Origin of the sequence: Paenibacillus contaminans (assembly GCF_003285015.1) — a bacterium.
Classification (GTDB): Bacteria; Bacillota; Bacilli; order Paenibacillales; family NBRC-103111; genus Paenibacillus_V; species Paenibacillus_V contaminans.
Genome location: NZ_QMFB01000009.1, coordinates 25025 through 45562 on the forward strand (window position 1 = coordinate 25025; position 20538 = coordinate 45562).

The 20538-nt window shown below is 52.0% G+C and carries 15 protein-coding genes; 5 read left to right on the top strand and 10 right to left on the bottom strand.

Going from position 1 to position 20538, the window contains the following annotated elements; genetic code table 11:
* Positions 1 to 9: 9 nt before the first annotated feature.
* The gene (locus tag DQG23_RS16415) at positions 10 to 846 is read left to right on the top strand and encodes an AraC family transcriptional regulator (RefSeq protein WP_113031953.1); all 837 of its coding nucleotides are present in this window, start codon (positions 10 to 12) and stop codon (positions 844 to 846) included.
* Between the two features lie 46 nt (positions 847 to 892).
* Here the strand turns inward: DQG23_RS16415 and DQG23_RS16420 are convergent, their stop codons facing one another.
* From DQG23_RS16420 to DQG23_RS16440, 5 genes are all read right to left on the bottom strand, one after another.
* On the bottom strand, positions 893 to 1093 hold the full coding sequence (locus DQG23_RS16420) for a hypothetical protein (RefSeq protein WP_113031954.1): 201 nt from the start codon (positions 1091 to 1093) through the stop codon (positions 893 to 895).
* A complete protein-coding gene (locus DQG23_RS16425) occupies positions 1094 to 3292 on the bottom strand; it encodes a hypothetical protein (protein ID WP_113031955.1) in 2199 nt (732 codons plus the stop codon).
* Positions 3293 to 3351: 59 nt separating this feature from the next.
* Positions 3352 to 4383: an S-layer homology domain-containing protein gene (locus DQG23_RS16430; RefSeq protein WP_113031956.1), complete on the bottom strand. Its 1032-nt coding sequence runs from the start codon at positions 4381 to 4383 to the stop codon at positions 3352 to 3354.
* Between the two features lie 75 nt (positions 4384 to 4458).
* On the bottom strand, positions 4459 to 7935 hold the full coding sequence (locus tag DQG23_RS16435; protein WP_113031957.1) for a DUF4838 domain-containing protein: 3477 nt from the start codon (positions 7933 to 7935) through the stop codon (positions 4459 to 4461).
* A 28-nt stretch (positions 7936 to 7963) separates the two neighbouring features.
* Entirely contained in the window at positions 7964 to 10291 is a 2328-nt protein-coding gene (locus tag DQG23_RS16440; protein WP_113031958.1) for a glycoside hydrolase family 36 protein, read from the bottom strand.
* A gap of 493 nt (positions 10292 to 10784) precedes the next feature.
* On the opposite strand from DQG23_RS16440, the gene DQG23_RS16445 reads away from it, so the two are divergent.
* A complete protein-coding gene (locus DQG23_RS16445; protein WP_113031959.1) occupies positions 10785 to 11438 on the top strand; it encodes a response regulator in 654 nt (217 codons plus the stop codon).
* A 185-nt stretch (positions 11439 to 11623) separates the two neighbouring features.
* On the opposite strand, the gene DQG23_RS16450 is transcribed toward DQG23_RS16445, so the two are convergent.
* Together DQG23_RS16450 and DQG23_RS16455 are read right to left on the bottom strand one after the other, a co-directional pair.
* On the bottom strand, positions 11624 to 12073 hold the full coding sequence (locus DQG23_RS16450) for an SRPBCC family protein (protein ID WP_113031960.1): 450 nt from the start codon (positions 12071 to 12073) through the stop codon (positions 11624 to 11626).
* Between the two features lie 526 nt (positions 12074 to 12599).
* Complete coding sequence (locus DQG23_RS16455) at positions 12600 to 14339, bottom strand: sulfatase family protein (protein ID WP_113031961.1); 1740 nt, start codon at positions 14337 to 14339, stop codon at positions 12600 to 12602.
* 235 nt (positions 14340 to 14574) lie between these two features.
* On the opposite strand from DQG23_RS16455, the gene DQG23_RS16460 reads away from it, so the two are divergent.
* Positions 14575 to 15255 (top strand): response regulator, encoded by a 681-nt coding sequence (locus tag DQG23_RS16460; RefSeq protein ID WP_113032161.1) that lies wholly within the window; start codon positions 14575 to 14577, stop codon positions 15253 to 15255.
* A 276-nt stretch (positions 15256 to 15531) separates the two neighbouring features.
* On the opposite strand, the gene DQG23_RS16465 is transcribed toward DQG23_RS16460, so the two are convergent.
* Complete coding sequence (locus DQG23_RS16465; protein WP_113031962.1) at positions 15532 to 16065, bottom strand: hypothetical protein; 534 nt, start codon at positions 16063 to 16065, stop codon at positions 15532 to 15534.
* A gap of 283 nt (positions 16066 to 16348) precedes the next feature.
* Entirely contained in the window at positions 16349 to 18496 is a 2148-nt protein-coding gene (locus DQG23_RS16470; protein ID WP_113031963.1) for an ABC transporter transmembrane domain-containing protein, read from the bottom strand.
* A 183-nt stretch (positions 18497 to 18679) separates the two neighbouring features.
* Here DQG23_RS16470 and DQG23_RS16475 point away from each other — a divergent pair, with 183 nt between their 5' ends.
* The gene (locus DQG23_RS16475) at positions 18680 to 19411 is read left to right on the top strand and encodes a ZIP family metal transporter (protein ID WP_113031964.1); all 732 of its coding nucleotides are present in this window, start codon (positions 18680 to 18682) and stop codon (positions 19409 to 19411) included.
* Positions 19412 to 19550: 139 nt separating this feature from the next.
* On the top strand, positions 19551 to 19796 hold the full coding sequence (locus tag DQG23_RS16480; RefSeq protein ID WP_420330236.1) for a DUF6953 family protein: 246 nt from the start codon (positions 19551 to 19553) through the stop codon (positions 19794 to 19796).
* A gap of 67 nt (positions 19797 to 19863) precedes the next feature.
* On the opposite strand, the gene DQG23_RS16485 is transcribed toward DQG23_RS16480, so the two are convergent.
* Positions 19864 to 20496, bottom strand: coding sequence for a TraX family protein (locus tag DQG23_RS16485; RefSeq protein WP_113031965.1), 633 nt, complete (start codon positions 20494 to 20496; stop codon positions 19864 to 19866).
* Positions 20497 to 20538: the final 42 nt, after the last annotated feature.

Consider the following 20538-nt stretch of genomic DNA (forward strand, 5'->3'; position numbering starts at 1 on the left):
GGTGAGCGAATGCTCCAGACATCCTTGATTTTACAAAGCGATAAGCCAGGCGAAGTCACGGTATTGACTAGCGGGAGCAGCCAGACGCCGGCCGGCCATTCCATTATGCCGCAGATCCTCGACTACTACTTGATTCATTACGTTATATCGGGAAAAGGGGTATTCCGGAACGGCGAACAAAGATATGAGCTTGGAGCGGGCGATCTTTTTATTATTTATCCGAATCAATTGATTTCATATACGGCGGACGATGTAAATCCGTGGCAGTATACATGGGTAGGTTTTACCGGAACGATTGCCGATCCGTTGCTTCATGCCGTCGGTATTACACCGGATTTACATGTAGTTAACATCGGGGATGATGAACGGATTCTAAGTCTGTTTACAAGCATTCGCGATCATTTTCAGCCGCGGGACCATTTTTTTGAACTGTCGACGGGGGCGTATGTAAGACTGCTGCTCGTGGAGCTGAGAAGAAAAATAGAAATCAATCAGCCTTTAGCGTCCGGTACACATCAAGAAAGCTATGCAATTGTCGGCAAAAGCATCCGCTGGATGATCGCGCACTACAACCAGCCGATAACGATGGAGCAGCTGGCCGATTCAATGGGGTACCACCGCGCGCATCTGTCCAAGCTATTTTCCAAGTATACGGGTATGTCTCCGACCCAGTATCTTTTTAAACTGCGTATGCAGAGGGCCCAGTCCTTGCTTCTCGGCGTTTATACCATCGAGCAGATCGCAGCTTCCGTAGGATATTCCGACGCCCTGTATTTCTCCAAAATGTTCAAAAAATGGTCCGGCGTCTCACCGACCGTATACCGGCAAAAAATAAAAAAGGATTAACAAACCGGAAGCCTGTTTAAGAGGACTTCCGGCAGGATGCATCTATTTAATTGATTTTATACATTTCCAAATCGTCAAGATAAACCTCTCCGTCCCGCTCGAAGCCTTCCAGCTGCACTCCCCATTGAATTTCGGCGACCGTACTTGCACCGTACTGCGCTGGAATATCCGCTATGAAGGTTACCATGGACCATCCGCCTTCCGTATACTTCACCGGCACCGTTTCGCTGCGGCTCCAATTCGGCATCTAATCCTTTCTCGGAAAAACTGTAACGTACCAGCTCCGGTCGCTGAAAACGGCAGTGGAATTCGTGCAATTGGTTACGCGAATTGTAACGGTATTCGCAGCGCTGACGAAAGCATAGATGGAGAAGCCAAGGCTGGGAGCGACATTTGGAGCGGTAAGACTGACGTCGCCGATAACTGCGCCGGTGACGGCAATCGTCTTATCGACGCTGCCGCCGGCCGCAATCGATCCGAAGCTCGGAGCGCCGAAGCCGTAAAGCAGGTTTTCGGGAACGCGGGTATAGATTTTATTGCTTGTATAGCTTGTGAAATAATCGGCTTGGAAGCGGGCTTGCGATAAAAATCTTTCGTTACGGATATAAGGGGTTCTGTAAGGCGCGTCTCCGTACGTGTTGCTGATTGTTGCCGAGCCCGTAAGCGATGTCGTGTACTCGTTATTCTCGCAAAACGCGATATCAATGAACCGGTTCACGATCAGATTGCCCGTAACTTGGCCAGCGTTCAGCTTCATGTGGACTTTGTTATTCGTAAATTTGTTGAAGGCTCCGCTAAGCCAAATCGCTTCGCCGAGTACGGTTCTGCTAGTGAAATCGAACTCGAAATCGTTATGATCGACAATCACGTATTGGTTCGAGTCGCTTGCATCGATGCTTAAGACGACCCCGTCGACGGCATTAATTTTATTGTGAATGAAAGTCGTTCGCTGGTGCGTTCCTCCGCCCATCGCTGGAGGATAGGATAGGGGCAGGCTTCCCTTTAGATGGAAGGTGCATCTTTCCACCAGCGTATTTTCAGCGGAGAAAATGGCGGTGTAGGTCGGACTGCTTCCCCGCGAATCAAACAAGCAATCGCGATAAGTAATATCCCGGCTGCGGTCGCTGAACGCAGCGATCGCGGATAAGCCGGTATTGCGTTCAAACCTGCAGCGCAGGAACGTGATTTGCTGCGTCTGGTCCCCCTCGGGCACCTGCAGCGCGGAATTGCTTGCATATTGGTACCACTCGGGCTCGATGTCGACACCTGAAGCCGGTGCGTGACTGCCGTAGGCCGCTTTGCCGGTATCGCTAAAATCGCAGTTGATAAAGATGCCCTTCACCAACTGGATAACACTGACGCCCTGCCTTGCGTTATAGGTGAACCGGCAGTTATAGGCCGCGTGATTCCGGTCGGGCAGCTTTTCGAACGTTCCTTCGCTATCGTAGAAAAGCCCGATAAACCATCCGTCCATTAAATGATGATGCGAGTAAAGATTATGAATGGAGAAATTGCTGCACATAACGGTTTTAAGCCCGCTTGAACCGGGCTCCGCCGTTACGGCGATGTCCCGGGTCGTTAAATCGCCATTTCCGTCCAGCTCGACATCGTGAATGGTCACATTGCTGCACCTGCTGAACGGCCATAACGTCAGCGAGCGATCGTAGCTGTAGCCGTACCCGTTATACGAGTAATGATACCGGCGGTGGAAATTGCCCTTTACGCTGAGCTTGGCATGATTTCCATGGATAACGAGACCGTTGACGTTTTTGAACCAAATATCCTTGACGCCGTTACCTGTCCAGGAAGGATTTTGCGAATCAAGGCCGCTTTTCTCGTCGATGACGTAACGATCCAAAAGGTAATCGGCGTCTTTGCGTAATACAATTACACCGCCGCCCGCCGCATTGATGTAGTTGACCGTTTTTTCCCAGCCGCCGTAGTCGTCGTTGAGCCCGTCCCCGACACAGCCGAACCACTCGGGCTTCGCATGATCCGCAAACAGCCTCCGCCATCGCCCGCCGCCAGAAGCGGCGAACGTAATGCCCCCGTCTCCTGAAGCTGTGGTACTGGTCAAATTCTCCTTAATAAAAATGCCGCCTCGTAACGGTTCGCATACGACAACGGATTTACACGATTCAGCGTCTAAAACCAGCAGAGCGGCTATATCCTCTACCTCTAAGGGCAGGTCGACTGCGAGCGCAGCCAATCCATGCGGTTCTCCATAAACAGTTTCCGTAACGGTGTCCATTCCGGATGCCGCTTCGGCGGATCTGCCCAATAAACCTTCCGCAGCAAACGCAAGACCGGCAGCGCCCATGGAAGATAGAAGCGCCCGTCTGCTCATCAAGCCCCCGTCCGATAATGGCCGTTCCTTTTGCGTTTTGGTCAAGAGCGTTAGATGATCTTCCTCTTTCGATTGTTTCTCGCCGTTATTTCCCGACATACCCATTCCCCCTAATAGAGTGATAGTTGCGAGTCAGGCTGCATGAGGACAAAGCAAGATTACAGAAGATTTAACGCGGATAATAATCGTTTCATCACCGTAGCTGCTTCCGCTCTGGTGGCTCGATCCTGAGGAACAAACCGGTCTTCCGTTCTGCCGTTGATGATGCCTAAACGAACGGATAGGTGAATGCCTTCTTTGGCCCACTCGCTTATCGATTCCGAATCGGCAAAAGTCATCGCAGCGCCGGTCGTATCCTCTGATGCGGAGCCCCGAACATGGTTGATCGCCCTTACAATCATGACGGCCATTTCTTCTCTCGTGATATCTTTCTCGGGAGCGAAGCGGGTTTCTGTCATACCTTGGATAATGCCTGCCGAATAGGCGCTGGTTACAACATCCTTATACCAGGAATCAGGTGCAACATCGGCGAAAGGAATTTCCTCCGCATTTGTTTTAAGCTTTAAAGCCCGTGAAATCAACGCGGCAAACTGCGCCCTGGTTACCTGGCCTTGCGGGACAAAATGATGTTCATCCATCCCCTCGACGATGCCTTTCGAAGCTAACAGCTCGATGTCCGCCTTGGCCCAGTGTCCATCGAGGTCTATAAAGCCCTTTTTGGGCGAAGCCACGGAAACGCTCTCCTCAACGGAGTAAGTATGAACGGCCAAATTGCGGTTTACCGCCTTCATGGATATCCATTTCACGGAGGAGGCCCCGTCCTTCTTCATCTTGAAAGTCAGGGTACCGATGATAAAGTCTCCGCTTTCTCCCGCCTTATTGCCGGTTTTGGTATGCGCAAGCGTGATCTCATTGTTCTTGACGATAGGCTGAACGGAAAAGCCGTCCAGCTCGGACTCGGCTTTCGCCAGCTCAAGCCGGTCCGGGTCAAACGTAAGCTTCGCTTCATAGCCGTATAGATCGTCGATATTTTTGCCGCTCATCGTTAAGGTGATTTTCCCGTCGACGGGTTTATCGGCAGTCAGCAGGAAGGAGGGGGCCGTTTCCGCATAGGCGGTTGCAAGAAGCGGGATCGGCAAGCAGCTTAGGAAAAATACGATAAAAGTAAAGAGAGTTATTTTTCGATTCATGAAATATCCTTTCCGCTAAACTCTTGTATTTTAAAAAAAACAGGAAGGAGGATGTTCCTTCCTGTTCCCTTCCTGCTAGCCCACGATCTTTTTGGCAACCGCTGCGAGGTCGACGATATCGATTTTGCCGTCTTTGTTTACATCGGCCTTTTTCGCTTGCTCCCAGTTCGGGCTGGTGTTGTCTATGCCGTAATAAGCGGCCATGATGGACAAATCGCCTATCGAAACGGCCCCGTCTTGGTTGATGTCGGCATTCATTTCACCGGTGCCTCCGCCATCGCCTCCACCGTCGCCGCCGCCCGGGTTTGCTGCCGTTATTTCGACGCTGATCGATGACAATTCGGCTTGAATTTCGTTTCCTTGTTCGTCTCCCAGCTTGGCGCTCGTGATGGAAATCGCGCCTGAAGCGGTTTTCGAGAGCGATTTGGCCTTAAAGGTGATCTCCGCCACTTGGGCGTTACCGGTGACAGCGTGCTCCGAGCCTTGACTGACAACAATCAGGCGAAGCTTTCCTTCCGGCTCCTTGACGGTCTCGACAATGCTGACTCCTTCTATTAAAGACTTTGCGGATACGAACTCCATGACCGCAGGATCGTAATCGAGCTGAATGTCCTGCGCGTATACGGCCTGATTAACGCTGCTCAAGCCATAGTTAACTTTAAATGGCGTCCCCGCAGGGATCGAGCTTGAGCTGGTTGTCAATGTGCTTTTGCTGGGCGGAGCCTCTTTATGCTTTTTAAGACTGAAGTCATCGACAAAATAATTGCCATTTCCCGATTCCGGCTGCGATTCCGTAAATATTAGCGCGAGGTCCAAGTTTCCACTCCAAGTAATCTCGACGGAGCCTGAGGCTTTCGACCATTCTCCGCTGCCTACATGTTCAATCGAGCTGACATAGCTGCGATAGGTTCCGTTGTCGACGATCAATATCGCCGCATACATGTTCTGCGTGTCCGATTCCGTGCGCAGCATGGCACTGAAATCGTAAGTTCCCGGTCCGTTCTCCAGCAAGGCGGATTTGATATCCTGCATCGGACCCGTGTAATATCCAGATCTTGAACTGATGCCAAGCGACTTGGAGCCCGAATGCACAGGATCTTTGACCGGTGACAAAATACTATAGTTATAAGGCGTCCATCCCGTCATGCCGTCCTCAAATCCGGGATTTGTAAGCAGCTCATCCGGATCGGTCGGACCTTGCCGATTTGCAGGCGCCCAAAGCATCGCAGGACCTACAATGCCCCCAGTGCCTAATTCATCTAGATATTGGTTGCGCACAGAGACGACGATATCGTTCTTCTGCCCGAACTTGATCGCGCCGGATACATCGTATTCCCAAGGCATGACCGTGGCGATACCGGTCGCCTTAGGCTGAATTTCGGTCCCGTTGACCCATACCCGCGGGGACTCGTCGATATCGCCGAACCAGAGACGAAGGGGCTTATCCTTATATTGATCCGCGACATCGATAGAGGTGCGGTACCAAACTTCCCCTTTGTAATAACGCAAGCCTTGATTGGACCATGTTTCGGAGAACGTCTTCAGCTTCATCCACGATTGCGTGCCGATTCCCGGCTTCCATAGCCCGAGCTTCTCGCCGTTTCCGCCCGGAATGAACATGGCCAGCCATTCGTCCGGCAGCTTGGCGACCAATTCATTGCCGTCTATTACCCGCTCGTAGCTTTGCTCGATTTGGTATTTCCAGAAGACGTCGATATAGCCGCCCGCCCAAGGATGAATGATAACGGGGGAATGTAAGGCTGCCGTCTGCAAAAGCGTTTTTGCCTCGTCATAGTGCTGCTTTGCTTTTACAAAATCAAAGTCGAGGTATGCCCCGCGCATATTTGTGAACGCTTTCCCGAAATCGAATGCGACGCGGTTCATCCGAACGCGCTTGGCATAAATGGAATCCGCGGATACCTTGCTCTCGGCTTCGGCTAACGTGGTCTCCAGACTCGCCATCACGTCCGGCGTCAATATTTTCAAGAAGTCGAATACGGCTCCGGTGTAATAATCCGCGTTTATTATTGCATCTTCCAGCTTGCGGAAATGATTCCACATCGGCTCTGCCGCCGGTCCGTAATATTTGGCAAAGTATTCACTTAGCGTCTTCTGAACGTCCAGCTCGGGGTTCCAGCTCAGGTTGGCCATTAAATATAAGGACGGTCCTTGATAAGCCCAAGACGGCAGCACTTCAAAACGAAGCTCGTTCATGTCCTTATCGCGATACAGGTTCATTTCCTCCACGACCCGATTGATCAAGGAGAAGGGCATTCCGGGATCGGCCAGGTTGTACATGTAGCTGTACATGGATACGTTCACGCCAAGCTTCTTCCAGTCGTCGATGAGATCCTCCAGGTAACTCCGTTCCCAGGACATGTCGTTTTTAATCGAATGCATACGCTCGACTGTGATCGGAGCGATGACGGGCAGCAACTTGGGGTTCGGGATTTCCCGAACGGGCGCCCTCATGTAGCGAAGGTAAGCGAAGAAGGCAATGCCTACGTTCGGATATTGCGGCTCGATTTGCTCCAGCACTTGATTGTAAAACTTCACATAACGGTCGGTGATCGAATTGGAGCCCATAAGCGGATCGAAATCGTCGGCATCCCAAGCCGTTGTGCCGAAATCGTCGCCGTCAAGCGGGCCCATGCTGATGTATTTGGCATCCGGGTTTGCCTGCATAAAGGCTAGAGCCCCGTCAACGACGCAAGCAAGCACCTCGGGCTTCGTGACGTCATACTGGTTGGTAGGCCTTCCGTTAACCTGGATGTATAAATCCGGCCGCTGGGCGGACGTAATGCCGCAGGGCATGCCGTGATCGCCAAGCGGCAGCGAGGTGCTGCTTCCGCGGCGATGCTGCATCCAAGCCTTTCCTTCGAACTCGTCGACAAATTCTATAGGGGATTGGGCGAACAGGTAATCCATCCCGCCTACGTAGCGGTTCGTTACGCCGGGATGCTGGATCGTATTTTGCTCCTTCACGCGAACGGTCGCCAGGGAAGGGATCTCCGTGCCGATTTCTCCGGGAGCGAACCAGCGGACGCCGAGCTGTTCAAGCAGCTCATAAGCGGCGAAGAGCGTGCCTCTGTCGGTAAGGCCGACTAGTTGAATGCGGTCTCCGCCGACGGACAGCCGGAAGGAATCCATATTCGTACCGCCCGCGCGGATTTGCTCCGGCTGGGGATCCGGAGAGGCGCCGCCTACGAAAATGTTGACGCCGGAAGCGGCCGCTGCGGTCGCAACGGGCAGCTTGGCTCCGGATAAACGCTCGATATACAGCTGCAGCTCGTCGGCCGCCTGTTTTTCGAGATCGGTTGCGGATGCCGTTACTACGATAGTGGCGCGGCCTTCCGCCCCGGCGGCAAGCTCGAGCCCGCTGCCGTCGACAGGCGGATCTTGAGCAGGCTCGCGATATGTTCCCATCAGGTTCGAAGCGGCGGGGGTTGCCGTTTCGGCATGTGCGGGAAGCGGGACGGCGGCCAAAAACAAGGATAGTAAAAGAGCCAGACAAACAAATATTGAAACGTTGCGCGTAAAACGTTTTTTCATTGCTATCCTCCCAATGCTCAAATTTAGGTTAAAACGTAAAAAAACAGGATTGGCTTCCGCCTCTGGTACGGGATGAAAGACGAACGCTCCATATGAATTCGTCAACCTCCTCGATACCCTTCACGACGCATTCTAACGTGCGCTCAAGTACGAGCGGGCGTTTGCTGTACACATAGATCTTGCCGTCGGCTGCTCCTCCGTCATTGAGATGAATCGTAAAGGTATGATCGGCTGTCGTTATTCCGCTTATTTCAGCCGCTCCCATGGACAGGTGAAGGGTGGAGCCGATTACAATCGGACGTTCATCTTGATCGGCGCACGGTGTAAAACGAAGCAATAACGAGCCGTGCGGCGGCAGAAGAGGCGTGACAAAATTCAGGTCGCCTGTTCCGTAATACTTTTCATCCCAGAATGACCAAATGTGATAAGTCCCGCAGGGCAGCAGCTTCAGCCGTTCACAATCCAAAGCCACCGACGCTTCGCTGTCGTCCGGGTTCCAAATCAAAATAGAAGCGAAGGATCCCCATGGACGCTCGGCGGCGAAACCGAATCGCTGATGATTCAGATCCGTGCCCGCTTGCAGAGACAGTGCGCGCTCAGGCGCCGGAGGCGTCAATATTTCATAATTGCGCCACGCATCCGCATATTCCGGCTTTTCCATAGGGTCGGATATGAACTGCATGCCTCCAAGCAAGCCTACAAACCCGTGCCATGTACGCAGCTCATCCAATGTTAAGCTGCTGTTTTCCACCTCCATGGGCGTTCTTTTGACAGTCGTTTGCGGGCGTATCCTGGTATAGGTCACATCGGGATCGTTAGCAAAAAAGACGCCGTTAGCCGCGGCCGATTTACCTGTCGCCCGGATCGCTTCGAGGATCGAACAGGGCGTATGGGCCGTACTCCACACATCGATAGAGTCGGGGCCGATCCGGCAAGCGTCGGCATAACCCATGATCCCCCGGGTAAAGCCCGAACAGGCCAGCAAGTACGATTGCTCCCCCAGTTCCTCCCGAAGCAGCCGGTAGAACGTTCGATAGGCTTGGAGGCGAGTCTGTTTGGCGTCATAGAAACGGCAGTTGTCGGACACGGTATTGTAATCCATTTTGAAATACGAGAAGCCTTCCAGCTTGTGGTCGCTTACAATCTCGCGAATGTGCTTCTGAACCTCGGGATGCGTCGGGTCCAGCCAATGGGTCGTAGCTCCCCAAGTATCGTCCCCTTGCTCAAGTTCCCCTCTGCCATTGCGCTGAAACCAGTCGGGGCGTTCCCCTAAATACCCTAAAGAATCATGCATGGCAAGCGGCGCCAGCCAAATGCCCGGTTCCGCTCCGGCCTCGCGGATCTTGCGAACAAGAGGCTCCCAGCCGTTAGGAAATTTGTCGTTGCAGCGCCAATCGCCAACCTTCTTCTCGAAGCCGTTGTCGATTTGGATAACCTGAAGAGGCAGTCGATCCCGCCGTTTATGGAATTCCCGGACGGTTGCCGCGATCGTTTCCTCCGTAATATCCCAGCGAAGATCGTACCAGCTGCACCACCCGTATTTCGTCCCATGTCCGGTCCTACTCCCATGGGTCGCGCTCAGCCATTTGAATAAAGTGCCTACCGCTTCGTCATAGGGCGCCGCCATAATCATCACTTCTTGGGAATGACGGGTTTCCCCTGGGCCTAATATGACATCGCTCATTTCACTAATAATATCCAGGCGCAGCTTTCCATTGTCGACTTTGCAGTCAAATCGGACTTCCGCTTCGGGCTCCCCTACGGCTCCCATCGTCAGTCCAATCTCGCCGGCTTCCGTATACAGCGTCACGAAATCTTTATACGAGCGCCAGCGCCCGTCATTGAAACGCTCCTCTGTCGGAAGCCTGAAGGGAACCGCGGCGTTCATGCTTTTCCAAAGCTTAATCGTATCTTCGTTAGTGCTCGACAGCGTTTGGCTTAAGTATCCTACTCTCTTATCGTGCGAGATCGGCGAAAGCAGCCAGGCCGAAGGATCGCCTTCGCAGCATAACGAATCGTCCGACGAGCGCGCCAGAACGATTTCCCTTAAACGAACATGCTCATCCGTTTCGTTAGTCACGCCTGCTTGCAGCGTGATGGCCGAAAGATCGTCAAGGCAGCTGAGTTTCCACGTGATCGTGAACCCCTCGCTGTTTTCGCGCCTCCACACATAATCGGCCGCTTTTCCGACGGGGGTTAGCCGGTACTCGCTGCTATACAGGACGCTTCCCTCCGACTTGATCGTGTGCGGCTTTTCTTTCTTGCCAATTAAGACAAGCGCTTCTTGTGTCGCCTCCTTAAATGAGATTTTGTCCGAATCGAATCCGAATCGATTGGCCGCCATGTTCACTTTCATTTTGCCTGCTTTAATGTCGATAACCAGTTTGATAACTCTCCTCTCCGATTCATGCGCATTTTTTTGTTAAGCGCTTTCAAAGGTGCTTCTATTTTATTTAGACATAGATCCGTATACTTTCGGATGGATAAAACGCGCAGCTTTATGGAGGATTGTCACCTGTTGGATAGATGCTGAAAGTTAAGGCATTCTCTTTCTTGTGAGCTGCTTACATTCTAAATGAAAACATAGCTTTTGAGATGGTTTCTTGTGAAGAGAAAAGCTTCGTTAGCGCTGTCGCTTATTATCGGAAGGAATTGTAAATTGCCAAATCAGCACGTTTATTTATAGGTAAATAGAACTAATTGACTCCGTTACGAATGGCCGCAAGTTATATAAATTCATAAGCCATACATATTTTAGGACGGGATTAGGTGTTAGTATATTAAGCCCAGATGCTATAATCGTAATAATGTGCAATTTTGTGCCAAGTGCGAGCGATTGGGGATAGGAAATGGGAAAGCTAAAAATTGTAATTGCCGACGATCAACTACTGACGCGGGAAGGAATCCGGACTATACTCGATCTGGAAGACGATATGAAAGTGGTCGGTGCAGCAAAGAATGGAGAAGAAGCATGCGAGATGGCGGAAACGCTCCATCCCGATCTGGTGCTGCTTGACATTCAAATGCCTGTTATGGACGGAATCAGCGCCTTGAAGCGAATTAAGCGGAGCCGTCCTGATATATATATTTTAATTTTGACTACCTTTATCGAAGCCGAGTATATTGTCGAAGGAATGGCGAATGGAGCAAGCGGTTATTTGTTAAAGGATATGGATGCGGATAAAATGATTGCAGCGATTCGCGATACGGCGGCGGGGCAATTCGTACTTCCCGCGTCCGTGGCGGCTAAATTGGCGGCCAGGATGAAGTGGATGACGGAAAACGAAGAGCGCTCACAAAAAAACAGATCGAACGGCCTCAAGCTTACGGAGCGGGAGGAAGAGCTGGCCCGGCTCATCATCAAAGGGCTGAACAATCGCGAAATTGCCGATGCGCTGCATATCGCCGAAGGGACGGCCCGCAACTATATCAGCAATCTTTATGGCAAATTGGAGGTCGTCGACCGGGCGCAAGCAATAGCCAGACTGCATTCCATGATGTGAGACCATACGAAAACGTGATATGCTTTTCGGTGCGGTACAGCATAAGAGCTAGTACTTGCCATGTTTTTGAAGGTTGATGGCCGAACAACCCAAATACCGCTAAACGAAGCGTCCGTTCGCTTCGTTTAGCGGTATTTGGCATATGCTCCGCTGCTTGTACGGTTTCGGCGGGAAAGCGCAGGCGACTACCAGCCCAAGTCCAGCGTTTTGCCCGTCTCCACATACGATTTAACGTTGCTTAGAATGATCGGCCAGCTTTCTTTCGCGTTCTCGTAGGAAGGGTGATCCGCCGGCCATTGATCGTTTACCAGCGTAATTTTCGTACTGTTGCCGACCTCCTCCAGCGTGAGCGTTACTCTCGTTTCCAGCTCCGCGTGTTTTTCCCGATAGGACGGTCCCGGATGCTCGGTGTAGCTCATCAGCTTGTTCGGCTCGAATGCCAATATGTTGCCGTAGACGTGAACCGTTTGATCTCCGTCATTGCCGGGCCCGATATAAGCGTAGGGGGCGCCGACCTCGAATGTCGAATCCAGGATGCATCCGAAAAATATCGCTTTGGTGCCTTCCGGCGAAATAAGAGCCTGCCACACCGCTTCAGGCTTCGCTCCGATATACAACACGTACTTGAGATCCATGCATGATCCTCCGTTTCATTTTTACTTCTTTCGTGTGCTTGTCTTTCCGTTTCCTATATCCATCTTATCCGAAAACAAACGGCTAGTCTTGTAAAAACGCGACAACCCGCTCAAAAAACAGTACAAATGTTCGGTGTTGATTTGATTCTAATCTTTCCCTTAAAAGGATGTGTTTAGTAATTATTGGGCCGGTTTTACTATTATTTTTTGTCATATGACAAAAATGATGACAACCATTACTACTCGTCAAGGGAACTTTGGACTATAGTACACATAAAGGAGGGGGACAATGCCGCATTTTTATTTCCGGGAGATTTGGACGCCGTTAAAGCTTGTCGGAATTAAGCTGTTTCGAGATGATCAAGGAGAGTTATGGTACAGAGTCTTCTCGGGTCCCAGGAAACGCGTGAAAAAAAACTCCGCTTGAATAAGTGCCGCCATAGCGCATATATAAAACATAGCCGTTACAGCTTTCTTTGGCGCATCCATCAGTACTTCACCGGCATTAGCCGCATGCTTCGTTCGGTTAGGACGGATTTAACCGCTTCCGTTTCCGCTGCTCCTCCAGCAGTTTCAGCATGTAGCTTTGCATGCCTTGGATAAACGGGTCTGCCGTCTCGCGGGCAAGATTACAGGTTTCCAAAGGATCCTCGGTTAAGTTATACAATTCGTATTCATCGGGGACGGGCAACGTTTTGACCGATGTAGCCCAGCTGGTATGCCGGCCGCAAGCGGAGCCTTGGACCGGCTGCAAGGTGATATCCATGATTCCGGGATGACTCCAGAAACGGTCGTTATCGAAATAACGGGACAGCTTCCAATACTGCTTCTTACCGTCTTTGGGAACGGTCGTAATGACGGATTCGATATGATTGGGCTGAGCGACGGACGGATAAGGCTCGCCCCAAGCGTTTATTTGCCGCTGGCCTCGAGTGACGTCGTCATCGGTCATGAAATAGATCGGCTCATCGACATACGGTGCCGCCGGATCCATGATGATCGGTGTAAGGTCGCGCCCTACGAACGGCCGAAGTTCGCAAAAGCGCTCTCGCAGCCGGCTCTGCAGCTCTGCAATGTCAAGGCCGGCTAATCCGAGCATGGTAGGCAGCAGATCCACATGGCTGGTCGGCGTGTGGATGTTTTTGTGCTGCGGAAACAGATGTTTATTGTGGATTAAGAAGGGGACATGCAGGATCTCTTCGTAGGCGCAGTACCATTTCTGGTGAAGCCGGCCGTGAGCGCCCAGCAGGTCTCCGTGATCGGATGTAAAAATGACGATGGTATTATCGTAGAACGAAGAGCGTGTGAGCGCATCGAAAGCTTTGGACATCTGCCGATCGGCATTTTTTTGCAGCTGGTAGTAAAGCCTTCTGTAGAACGCCTGATCGGTAATGGGCTGCACTGCCCTCGGATAAATATCGCGATAGCTTGCCTGGCAACGCGGCTTCGCGGCAAGAGACTCCATAAAGGTCGGCGGAGGCGGAACCTCCGGCACATGATCCGCGTCGAATCTGAACATCGGCATATGCGCGGTAAGGTCGCCGTATAAAACGATATCGTGCGGATTAACGAACGACGCTACGATTAACCACGGCTCGATAATCTCGCCATGGCGTTTCCGGCGATCGAGGAGCTCGATAAGCCGGACCGTTTCCGCAGCGTAGACTTCGTCTCTGCCGCTTAGACCGACCGCTGCGGAGGAAGCGGAATTTCTGGGGTTTCTTCCGTGGGGCTCGGGGCCGATCCAGCCGGTAAAGCCGAAGCCGTCCAAACGGTCCGCTTGAGCGTACAGCTCCTCCTCGCGTTTATCGGGTACGCCCGTGATCGGATCGTAGCTCGCGAGACTTGAGTGGGTTCCGGGGATGACAATATCTTCATGGGATATATGCCATTTTCCTCTATAGTAGGTCCGGTAACCGGCCGTACGAAAGTAATCTCCCATCGTGGGCACCGTATTCCGGTCCAGCCAGAACATGTCGGAGTCGAAAGCTCCTTTTGCAATTCCGTTCGTCTGACTGACTCCGTGGAGCGACGGATAATGGCCGGTAAACATGGTCGCGCGGCTAGGGCAGCATGCGGCGCTTCCGATATAGTGCCTATGGAACTCGAGACCGTGAGATCGTAGAAGCTCTTGAGTCGGGAGATTTTGTTTGCGCCATTCTTTCATCTCATGGTTCTCGTAGACGGGAGGATAACGTTCTTCATCTACAAGGAAGACGAGGAAGTTGGGTTTCTCTAACGAACGGGAAAGCGGTCGTGTTTTCACGGTACTCACATCCCTGGTTGGATTGTTACGATAAGTTATGTTGTGACGCTTCAAAACAGTAGCACGTTTGAAATATAATCGGGTTTGACTTGGGCTGTTTATGACGGTCAGCTTAGAGACATTTGCGGAAAAGGTTTAGGATCGTTTATAACATGCGGTCGACCGCCATCATGCAGCGCCATACCGCGCGCCGGAAGCCGTGCCGATATCCGGTGCGAACGATTGGGGAGATGTCGTGAAAAACATTCGAATCGTGATCGCGGACGATCAGATGCTGATTAGGGAAGGGCTCCGTACGATTCTGGACTTGGAAGACGATATGGAGGTAGTAGGGGTCGCGAAGAACGGATTGGAAACCTGCGAGCTGGCTGAAGCGCTGCATCCCGATCTTGTCTTAATGGATATACAGATGCCGGTGATGAACGGAATCGCCGCTTTAAAGCATCTGCAGCAGACTTGTCCGAATACGGTTATATTGATTTTGACCACCTTCATGGATGAGGGCTACATCATCGAGGGGATGGCGAACGGGGCGGGAGGGTACATGCTCAAGGATATGGATGCCGACAAAATGATCACATCGATCCGCGATGCGGCCTCCCGCCAATTTGTCCTTCCGGCGTCCATTGCGGCCAAGCTGGCGGCGAGGGCTTCCCGAATGACGGCGGAGTATAAGCGGCAGAGCTTTCCGTCCTCCTATTTGGAGGATACCGTTCTGACGGAGCGGGAGCAGGATCTGGCAGGCCTGGTGATCAGAGGGATGAGCAACCGCGAGATCGCCGATGCGCTGCATATTGCCGAAGGCACGGCGCGGAATTACATCAGCAACCTTTATGGGAAATTGGGAGTCGTAGACCGTGCGCAGGCGATCGTACGTCTTCGCGCCCTTTGCGACCGGCAGCAAAATACGGAATAACGAAGGACGGACGTTTCCGCCGAGGATCGGTAGCTGATTGCTCCGGAGAGCGAATGAGGATCTTGCGTGCAAACGACCGGAAGTTTGTTTGTAGGTATAAAGTATGATTCCGCATAGGAAGCAAACGTCCCTGTGAATGCCAAAAAGACTGCCGGGAAGCTCTCGGCAGTCGACGGCTGCGGCTCATTTCTGCTGACAGGTCATCGACTCGGAAAAAACGCACGCCATAACGCGCCGACGGATAGCTTATCCCACGCTTAAAAGGAAGCGCATTCATCACTTCTGCAGCTTCAAGCGGGCGTACAACCGAGTGCTGTAGGACTCCAGCTCGGTGAACGGCACCGTATAAAACGCCAAACCGTTGATGACCGACCGGGTCGAACCGGGCAATGCACTGAGCTTGGAGAAGAGCTTCTCCAGTTCTTCGTTACTTGGAGAGGTCCAGAACTGAACCTTCTCGACATCGGGATTGCCCGCTTTCATCTCATTAACGAGCGCTTGCAGTCCTTGTGTAAACAAGGAAGTGCGCCGGTAACCTTGTTGAAGGAAGGCGACCTCCACTTGGCAAACATGGCGGTCCTCGTATTGATTATTGCCGGTTCCGTATACGAAGCCTGCTGCGCCCGCGATCTCGTAAGGTTCTTCGTTGAAGATGAGCAAAGCCTTGCCGAAAAGCAGCGGACTACAGATAAAGCTAAGCTTAACGGCGAAGGAATAAGGCAAATTCAGCTCGTCGTGATGCTGGAGCAGAAACTTGACGTACGCTTCGTAGTTCAATTCCAATGTGCAAGGACGAAATTCGAAATCCATTACTGCTGTACTTGCGCTCTCAGGGAATCGTTGTTGATAATAATTCTCCCAAATCCGCTGCCCTTGGTAGGTTTTTGGCCAAATCCGATCGGTGGAATCATTCGCTGCATCTCCTTTTGATAAATTGAAAAATATGTATCCTTAGTCCTATTATACCTTGTCGAACTTTTTTAGGGTAGTCTTAAGTCTGTGAGTTTTGACACAAAAAACGAATTTTTTACCGACTGTTCCTTCGCGGCTATAAACGCTTTTCGGCAAATTTCGATTCTGAATTTCAGAGCCGTTACATTCGTTTCTTCAGCGTATTCTCCAGCGTTTGCAAAATTTGAGGGTGTGCAGCCGTCATTTGGTGGAACGCTTCCCGTCTTACGGACAAAAGCACCGACGGCCCCATAGCTTTCACCGTAGCGGTCCGGGGAATGTTCATCAGCAGCGCGATTTCTCCGAAGTGATCGCCGTCCTGGAGAACGGCCACGCGTTTTTCTCTCTCGTCTGGAATATGCTTGATGATTTCAAACCTGCCGCGGACGATGATGTAAAATTTATTTCCTTCCTCTCCCTCGCGTACGACCGTCTCGCCCTCTTTACAGGTTTCGGTTGAAAACAAAGCGGCGACGCCGTCAAGCAGCGGAAGCTCGATGCCTTCGAAGAAGGGCAGCTTCGCAAGCCGCTCGACATCGACCGTTGCATGAAGCCCGTCATGCGAAAGATGGAAGCCGTGCTGTTTCTCCCACAGGGTGCCGTAGAGACCGTTTTGCCCAAGCAGCTCCTCGTGCGTGCCGGACTCGACGATGCTGCCTTCCTTGAACACATGAATCCTGTCGGCATGTATGACGGAGGCCAGCCGATGGGTTACGGAAATAATCGTAGTATGCCGGCGAAGCTGCTGAAGCAATGCGTTGATGTCCGCTTCGGTGGCGGGATCGAGCGCAGAAGTCACCTCATCGAGCAGCAGCAAGGACGGTTTTCTCAGGAGCGCTCTCGCAATCGCTATACGCTGGCGTTCGCCGCCGGACAAGGAGCCCCCTTCATGATGGATCTGCGTATCGTAGCCATCCGGCCAGCTTTCAATGACGTTATGGATGTTGGCTTGCTTCGCCGCTACGATCATGTCCGCATCTGTAAAACCTTTGCCGTCCAACAGAAGGTTATCCCGGACCGTCGAGTTAAACAGAAAGGTATCCTGCGTAACCAAAACCGCCAGCTTCCTTAAGGAAGACTCGCTAACGTTTCTCAAGTCATGGCCGTCGATTGCAACGGTGCCTTGTTTGGGATCGTAAAAACGGGACAGCAGCTGTAAAGCCGTGCTTTTGCCCGAGCCGCTTGGTCCGACGAAGGCCACGTAGCTTCCGGCCGGAATGCGCAAACTGACATCCTTCAATTGATCGGCTTGCTCGGTATAACCGAAGGTGACCCGGTCCATCCCGATCGCCGCGAAGGAGGAAGGAAGCTCTTTCGGGTCGTCCGCTTCCGGGACACTCGGCTTCTGCGCGAAAACTTCCGAGATGCGCCGAAAGCTGATGCTCGAATCGATAAGATTCGGGATCAGGAACGATAAATTGGAGCCGGACTGGCCTACGCTCATAAATAACGTTAAGAAAGCCATAAAGCCGCCGATCGTCATCTGATCATGAAAAATCAAATAGCCGCCGAAGCCGATCATAATGCCGTTCAGGACCAATAGGACCGTTAATGGCAACCGTTCCATCAAGGAGTTGGTCACGTGCATTTTCAAGCCGAACGAATACAGCTCTTGGATTTGCTTGCGGGCGCGTTCGCGGAAACTGCTTTGCTGATGCAAGCCTTTGATGGTTTTGTGGCCCTTGATCATCTCGTCGATCGTATTGGAGAAGCGTTCCTGGGCTTGCTTGTAGCTTTCGTTGTCCGCTTCCGCGCGGGCTTGAAGCAGCCTGGGGCCGACATACATCAGGGCGGAGCCGGCAAGCACGGCAAGCGTGAGCTTCCATTCGATCGCAAACAGCATAACGAGCCCGAGCAGGACGCTTAGCGTCTCTCTCAGGAAGAAAGGGCTCGAGATGCGAACGACTCTTTCCAAGGTAGTCATGTCCGAGGCAAAGCGGGTGACGAGATCGCCGACTTTGAAGCGCTGATAAAAAGGGAGGGATTGCTTCTGCAGGTGGACGAACAGCTCGAGTCTGAGCTTCCGGACGGCTTCGCCGCTCAGTTTGCCCAGCGAGTAGTCGCCGGCCATATTTGCAATAATATTGAAAAATCCGGCGCTGAACAAAACGCCCAGAATGAGCAGGAAAGCATGATAGTCCTTGGGCGTAAACGCTTCGTCGACCAAGTATTTCAGGCTTAGAGGCGAGGCGACCGCATAAGCGACTTCAAAGAGAATACTAAACAAGAAAACGCCGAACAGCAGTTTATTATGGATAAAATGGCGCAGCATGGCTCTGATAAAATTCAACGATAATCGCCGCCTTCCAGTACATCAATAGATTACCGCAGTTTCTTAATGCTGTAAATGAATTCCGGCGGTGCGGCATGGAGAAATGCGCTGAATAAAGTGGCGGTGCGCAATTGCGCTGAAAGCAATTACAACTTACAATCAAACTTAACGATACGCCGTCGTTTCGAAGGGGGAGTTTGCTTGGAGTCCGCTTTACTTGGGAGCATCATTTCCGCCATGGCGACTATGCTGGGGGCGGCGCCCATATTTTTTGTCAGGAAGCTGTCCGAGAAGTGGAAGGATATTCTTATCGCATTCACGGCAGGGATTATGGTTTCCGCATCGACCTTCGGGCTAATGCCGCAAGCCATTAAGGAGTCGGGCATTCTCGCCTTGACCGTGGGCATATTGCTGGGGATCGTTTTGCTGGATTTGATCGAGAAAAATATTCCTCATATAGATGTCGAGAACGATAGCCGCGTCAGCTCCTTCGATTCCAAATCGCTCCTCGTTATCATAGCGCTGTTCATCCATAACATTCCGGAAGGGCTGAGCACGGGATTCAGCTATGCCAGCCGGAACGAAGGCTTGGGACCGATGGTCGCAATCTCGATCGGCGCGCAAAATATTCCCGAGGGTTTAATACTGGCCGTTTTCCTGATCAATTCGAGGGTGAGTAAAATAAGGGCGTTTGCGATCGTGTTCCTAACGGGGTTAATGGAAGCCGTATCGGCGGTAATCGGCTATTTGACGGCAAGCGGCATCGAAAATCTGATAGGCTACGGGCTGGCCTTCGCCGCAGGCGCCATGCTGTTTATCGCGTACAAGGAGCTGATTCCCGAAAGCCACGGTCACGGCTATGAAAGACCATCGACCTATTCTTTTATTATCGGATTGCTGGCCATGGTTTACATTAGCCAATGGTTTGGCTGAGGGCTGCCGGCATGATCATAGCCGGCCTATAAGGCAATATAAGCAAACAGGGAATGCGCTTGGCGAGGCTAGGCGGGCACGGAGGTACAGGGCAATGCCGCGCAGAAGCCCGACATATGAATCGTAGGAGTGAAGACAGTTGGCAGGCACGGAATTTACAGCGCAAGACGTGGCCGAATGGATGGTCAAAGAAATTAAATTCAGAGGTATTCTCAGTCAGAGCGACGCTATAGCCTACGTGAGGGCGAATTTCGGCGAGGCTTTCGTTTTCGTGAACGAGAATGGGAACGCATCGCTGGAAAAAGAAGTGAAAAAGGCGTTTCGCAAGCTGCACGGCGGGAAAGTAGCGTGGGACCGGGACGGCTTTTTCTGGGGATGGACGTAGTTCGGTATACGGAAAAATAGGGACGGCGCACTCGTTTGGCTTGGCGGCCTTGGTGCTCCGTCCCTTTTTATCGATTAATCCATGCTGCAAGAACGGCCAATGCGGTCAGATGGACCGGATAGAAGCTGCGCCAAATCCAGCCCGGCGGAACAAGCTTGAACCGCAGATCGGGGAGCAGGAAACGGCCGTAAGCGAAAAAAATCGTCGGCACGATGCTGAACAACTGCAGCTGCCAGCCGGTATTGTAGGCAAGGGACAGCAGATTGAGCGCCAAATGGGCCGGAACCCAATACTTGGCGTCCAGATAGCGGTACAGAAGAATAAGCAGCAGGGCATAAGAGCCGTAACTGAAAGGGAGCGCCTCCAGCAGGAGCATTCCGGCTAACGAGCACGCGACCGCGGCCCATTTTTCAAAACGTTCCGCAATCAGAAGCACGGCTAGACAAACGGCCAGCGTGCCGATCGTATTGATGCCCGTCGTGTTTAAGCTTGCCATATAGGGAATTTGCGAGATGAGCGCCAATACGGTCAACCGCTGCAAATAGCGGGGCCTGCTGCGGGTATGAAAGAACCCTTGAACGATGCCGTACGCGTAAATCGGCAAAGCGATGCGTCCGACGATCCGCCAAAGGGCGTTGTCCGGATAAAACACGATTCCGATATGATCGACGAGCATCGTGATCATGGCGATGATTTGCATCGTTCTCCTCCTTTGCGGCGCGGGTTTCTTTCAATATAACAA

Excerpts from the sequence above, each read along its gene's own strand:
- DQG23_RS16450 (WP_113031960.1), bottom strand. The coding sequence starts at position 12,073 with ATGGATCTCAAGTACGTGTTGTATATCGGAGCGAAGCCTGAAGCGGTG.
- DQG23_RS16465 (WP_113031962.1), bottom strand. The coding sequence starts at position 16,065 with ATGGATTTCGAATTTCGTCCTTGCACATTGGAATTGAACTACGAAGCG.
- DQG23_RS16435 (WP_113031957.1), bottom strand. The coding sequence starts at position 7,935 with ATGAAAAAACGTTTTACGCGCAACGTTTCAATATTTGTTTGTCTGGCT.
- DQG23_RS16430 (WP_113031956.1), bottom strand. The coding sequence starts at position 4,383 with ATGAATCGAAAAATAACTCTCTTTACTTTTATCGTATTTTTCCTAAGC.
- DQG23_RS16445 (WP_113031959.1), top strand. The coding sequence starts at position 10,785 with ATGGGAAAGCTAAAAATTGTAATTGCCGACGATCAACTACTGACGCGG.
- DQG23_RS16425 (WP_113031955.1), bottom strand. The coding sequence starts at position 3,292 with ATGTCGGGAAATAACGGCGAGAAACAATCGAAAGAGGAAGATCATCTA.
- DQG23_RS16440 (WP_113031958.1), bottom strand. The coding sequence starts at position 10,291 with ATGAAAGTGAACATGGCGGCCAATCGATTCGGATTCGATTCGGACAAA.
- DQG23_RS16485 (WP_113031965.1), bottom strand. The coding sequence starts at position 20,496 with ATGCAAATCATCGCCATGATCACGATGCTCGTCGATCATATCGGAATC.
- DQG23_RS16420 (WP_113031954.1), bottom strand. The coding sequence starts at position 1,093 with ATGCCGAATTGGAGCCGCAGCGAAACGGTGCCGGTGAAGTATACGGAA.
- DQG23_RS16415 (WP_113031953.1), top strand. The coding sequence starts at position 10 with ATGCTCCAGACATCCTTGATTTTACAAAGCGATAAGCCAGGCGAAGTC.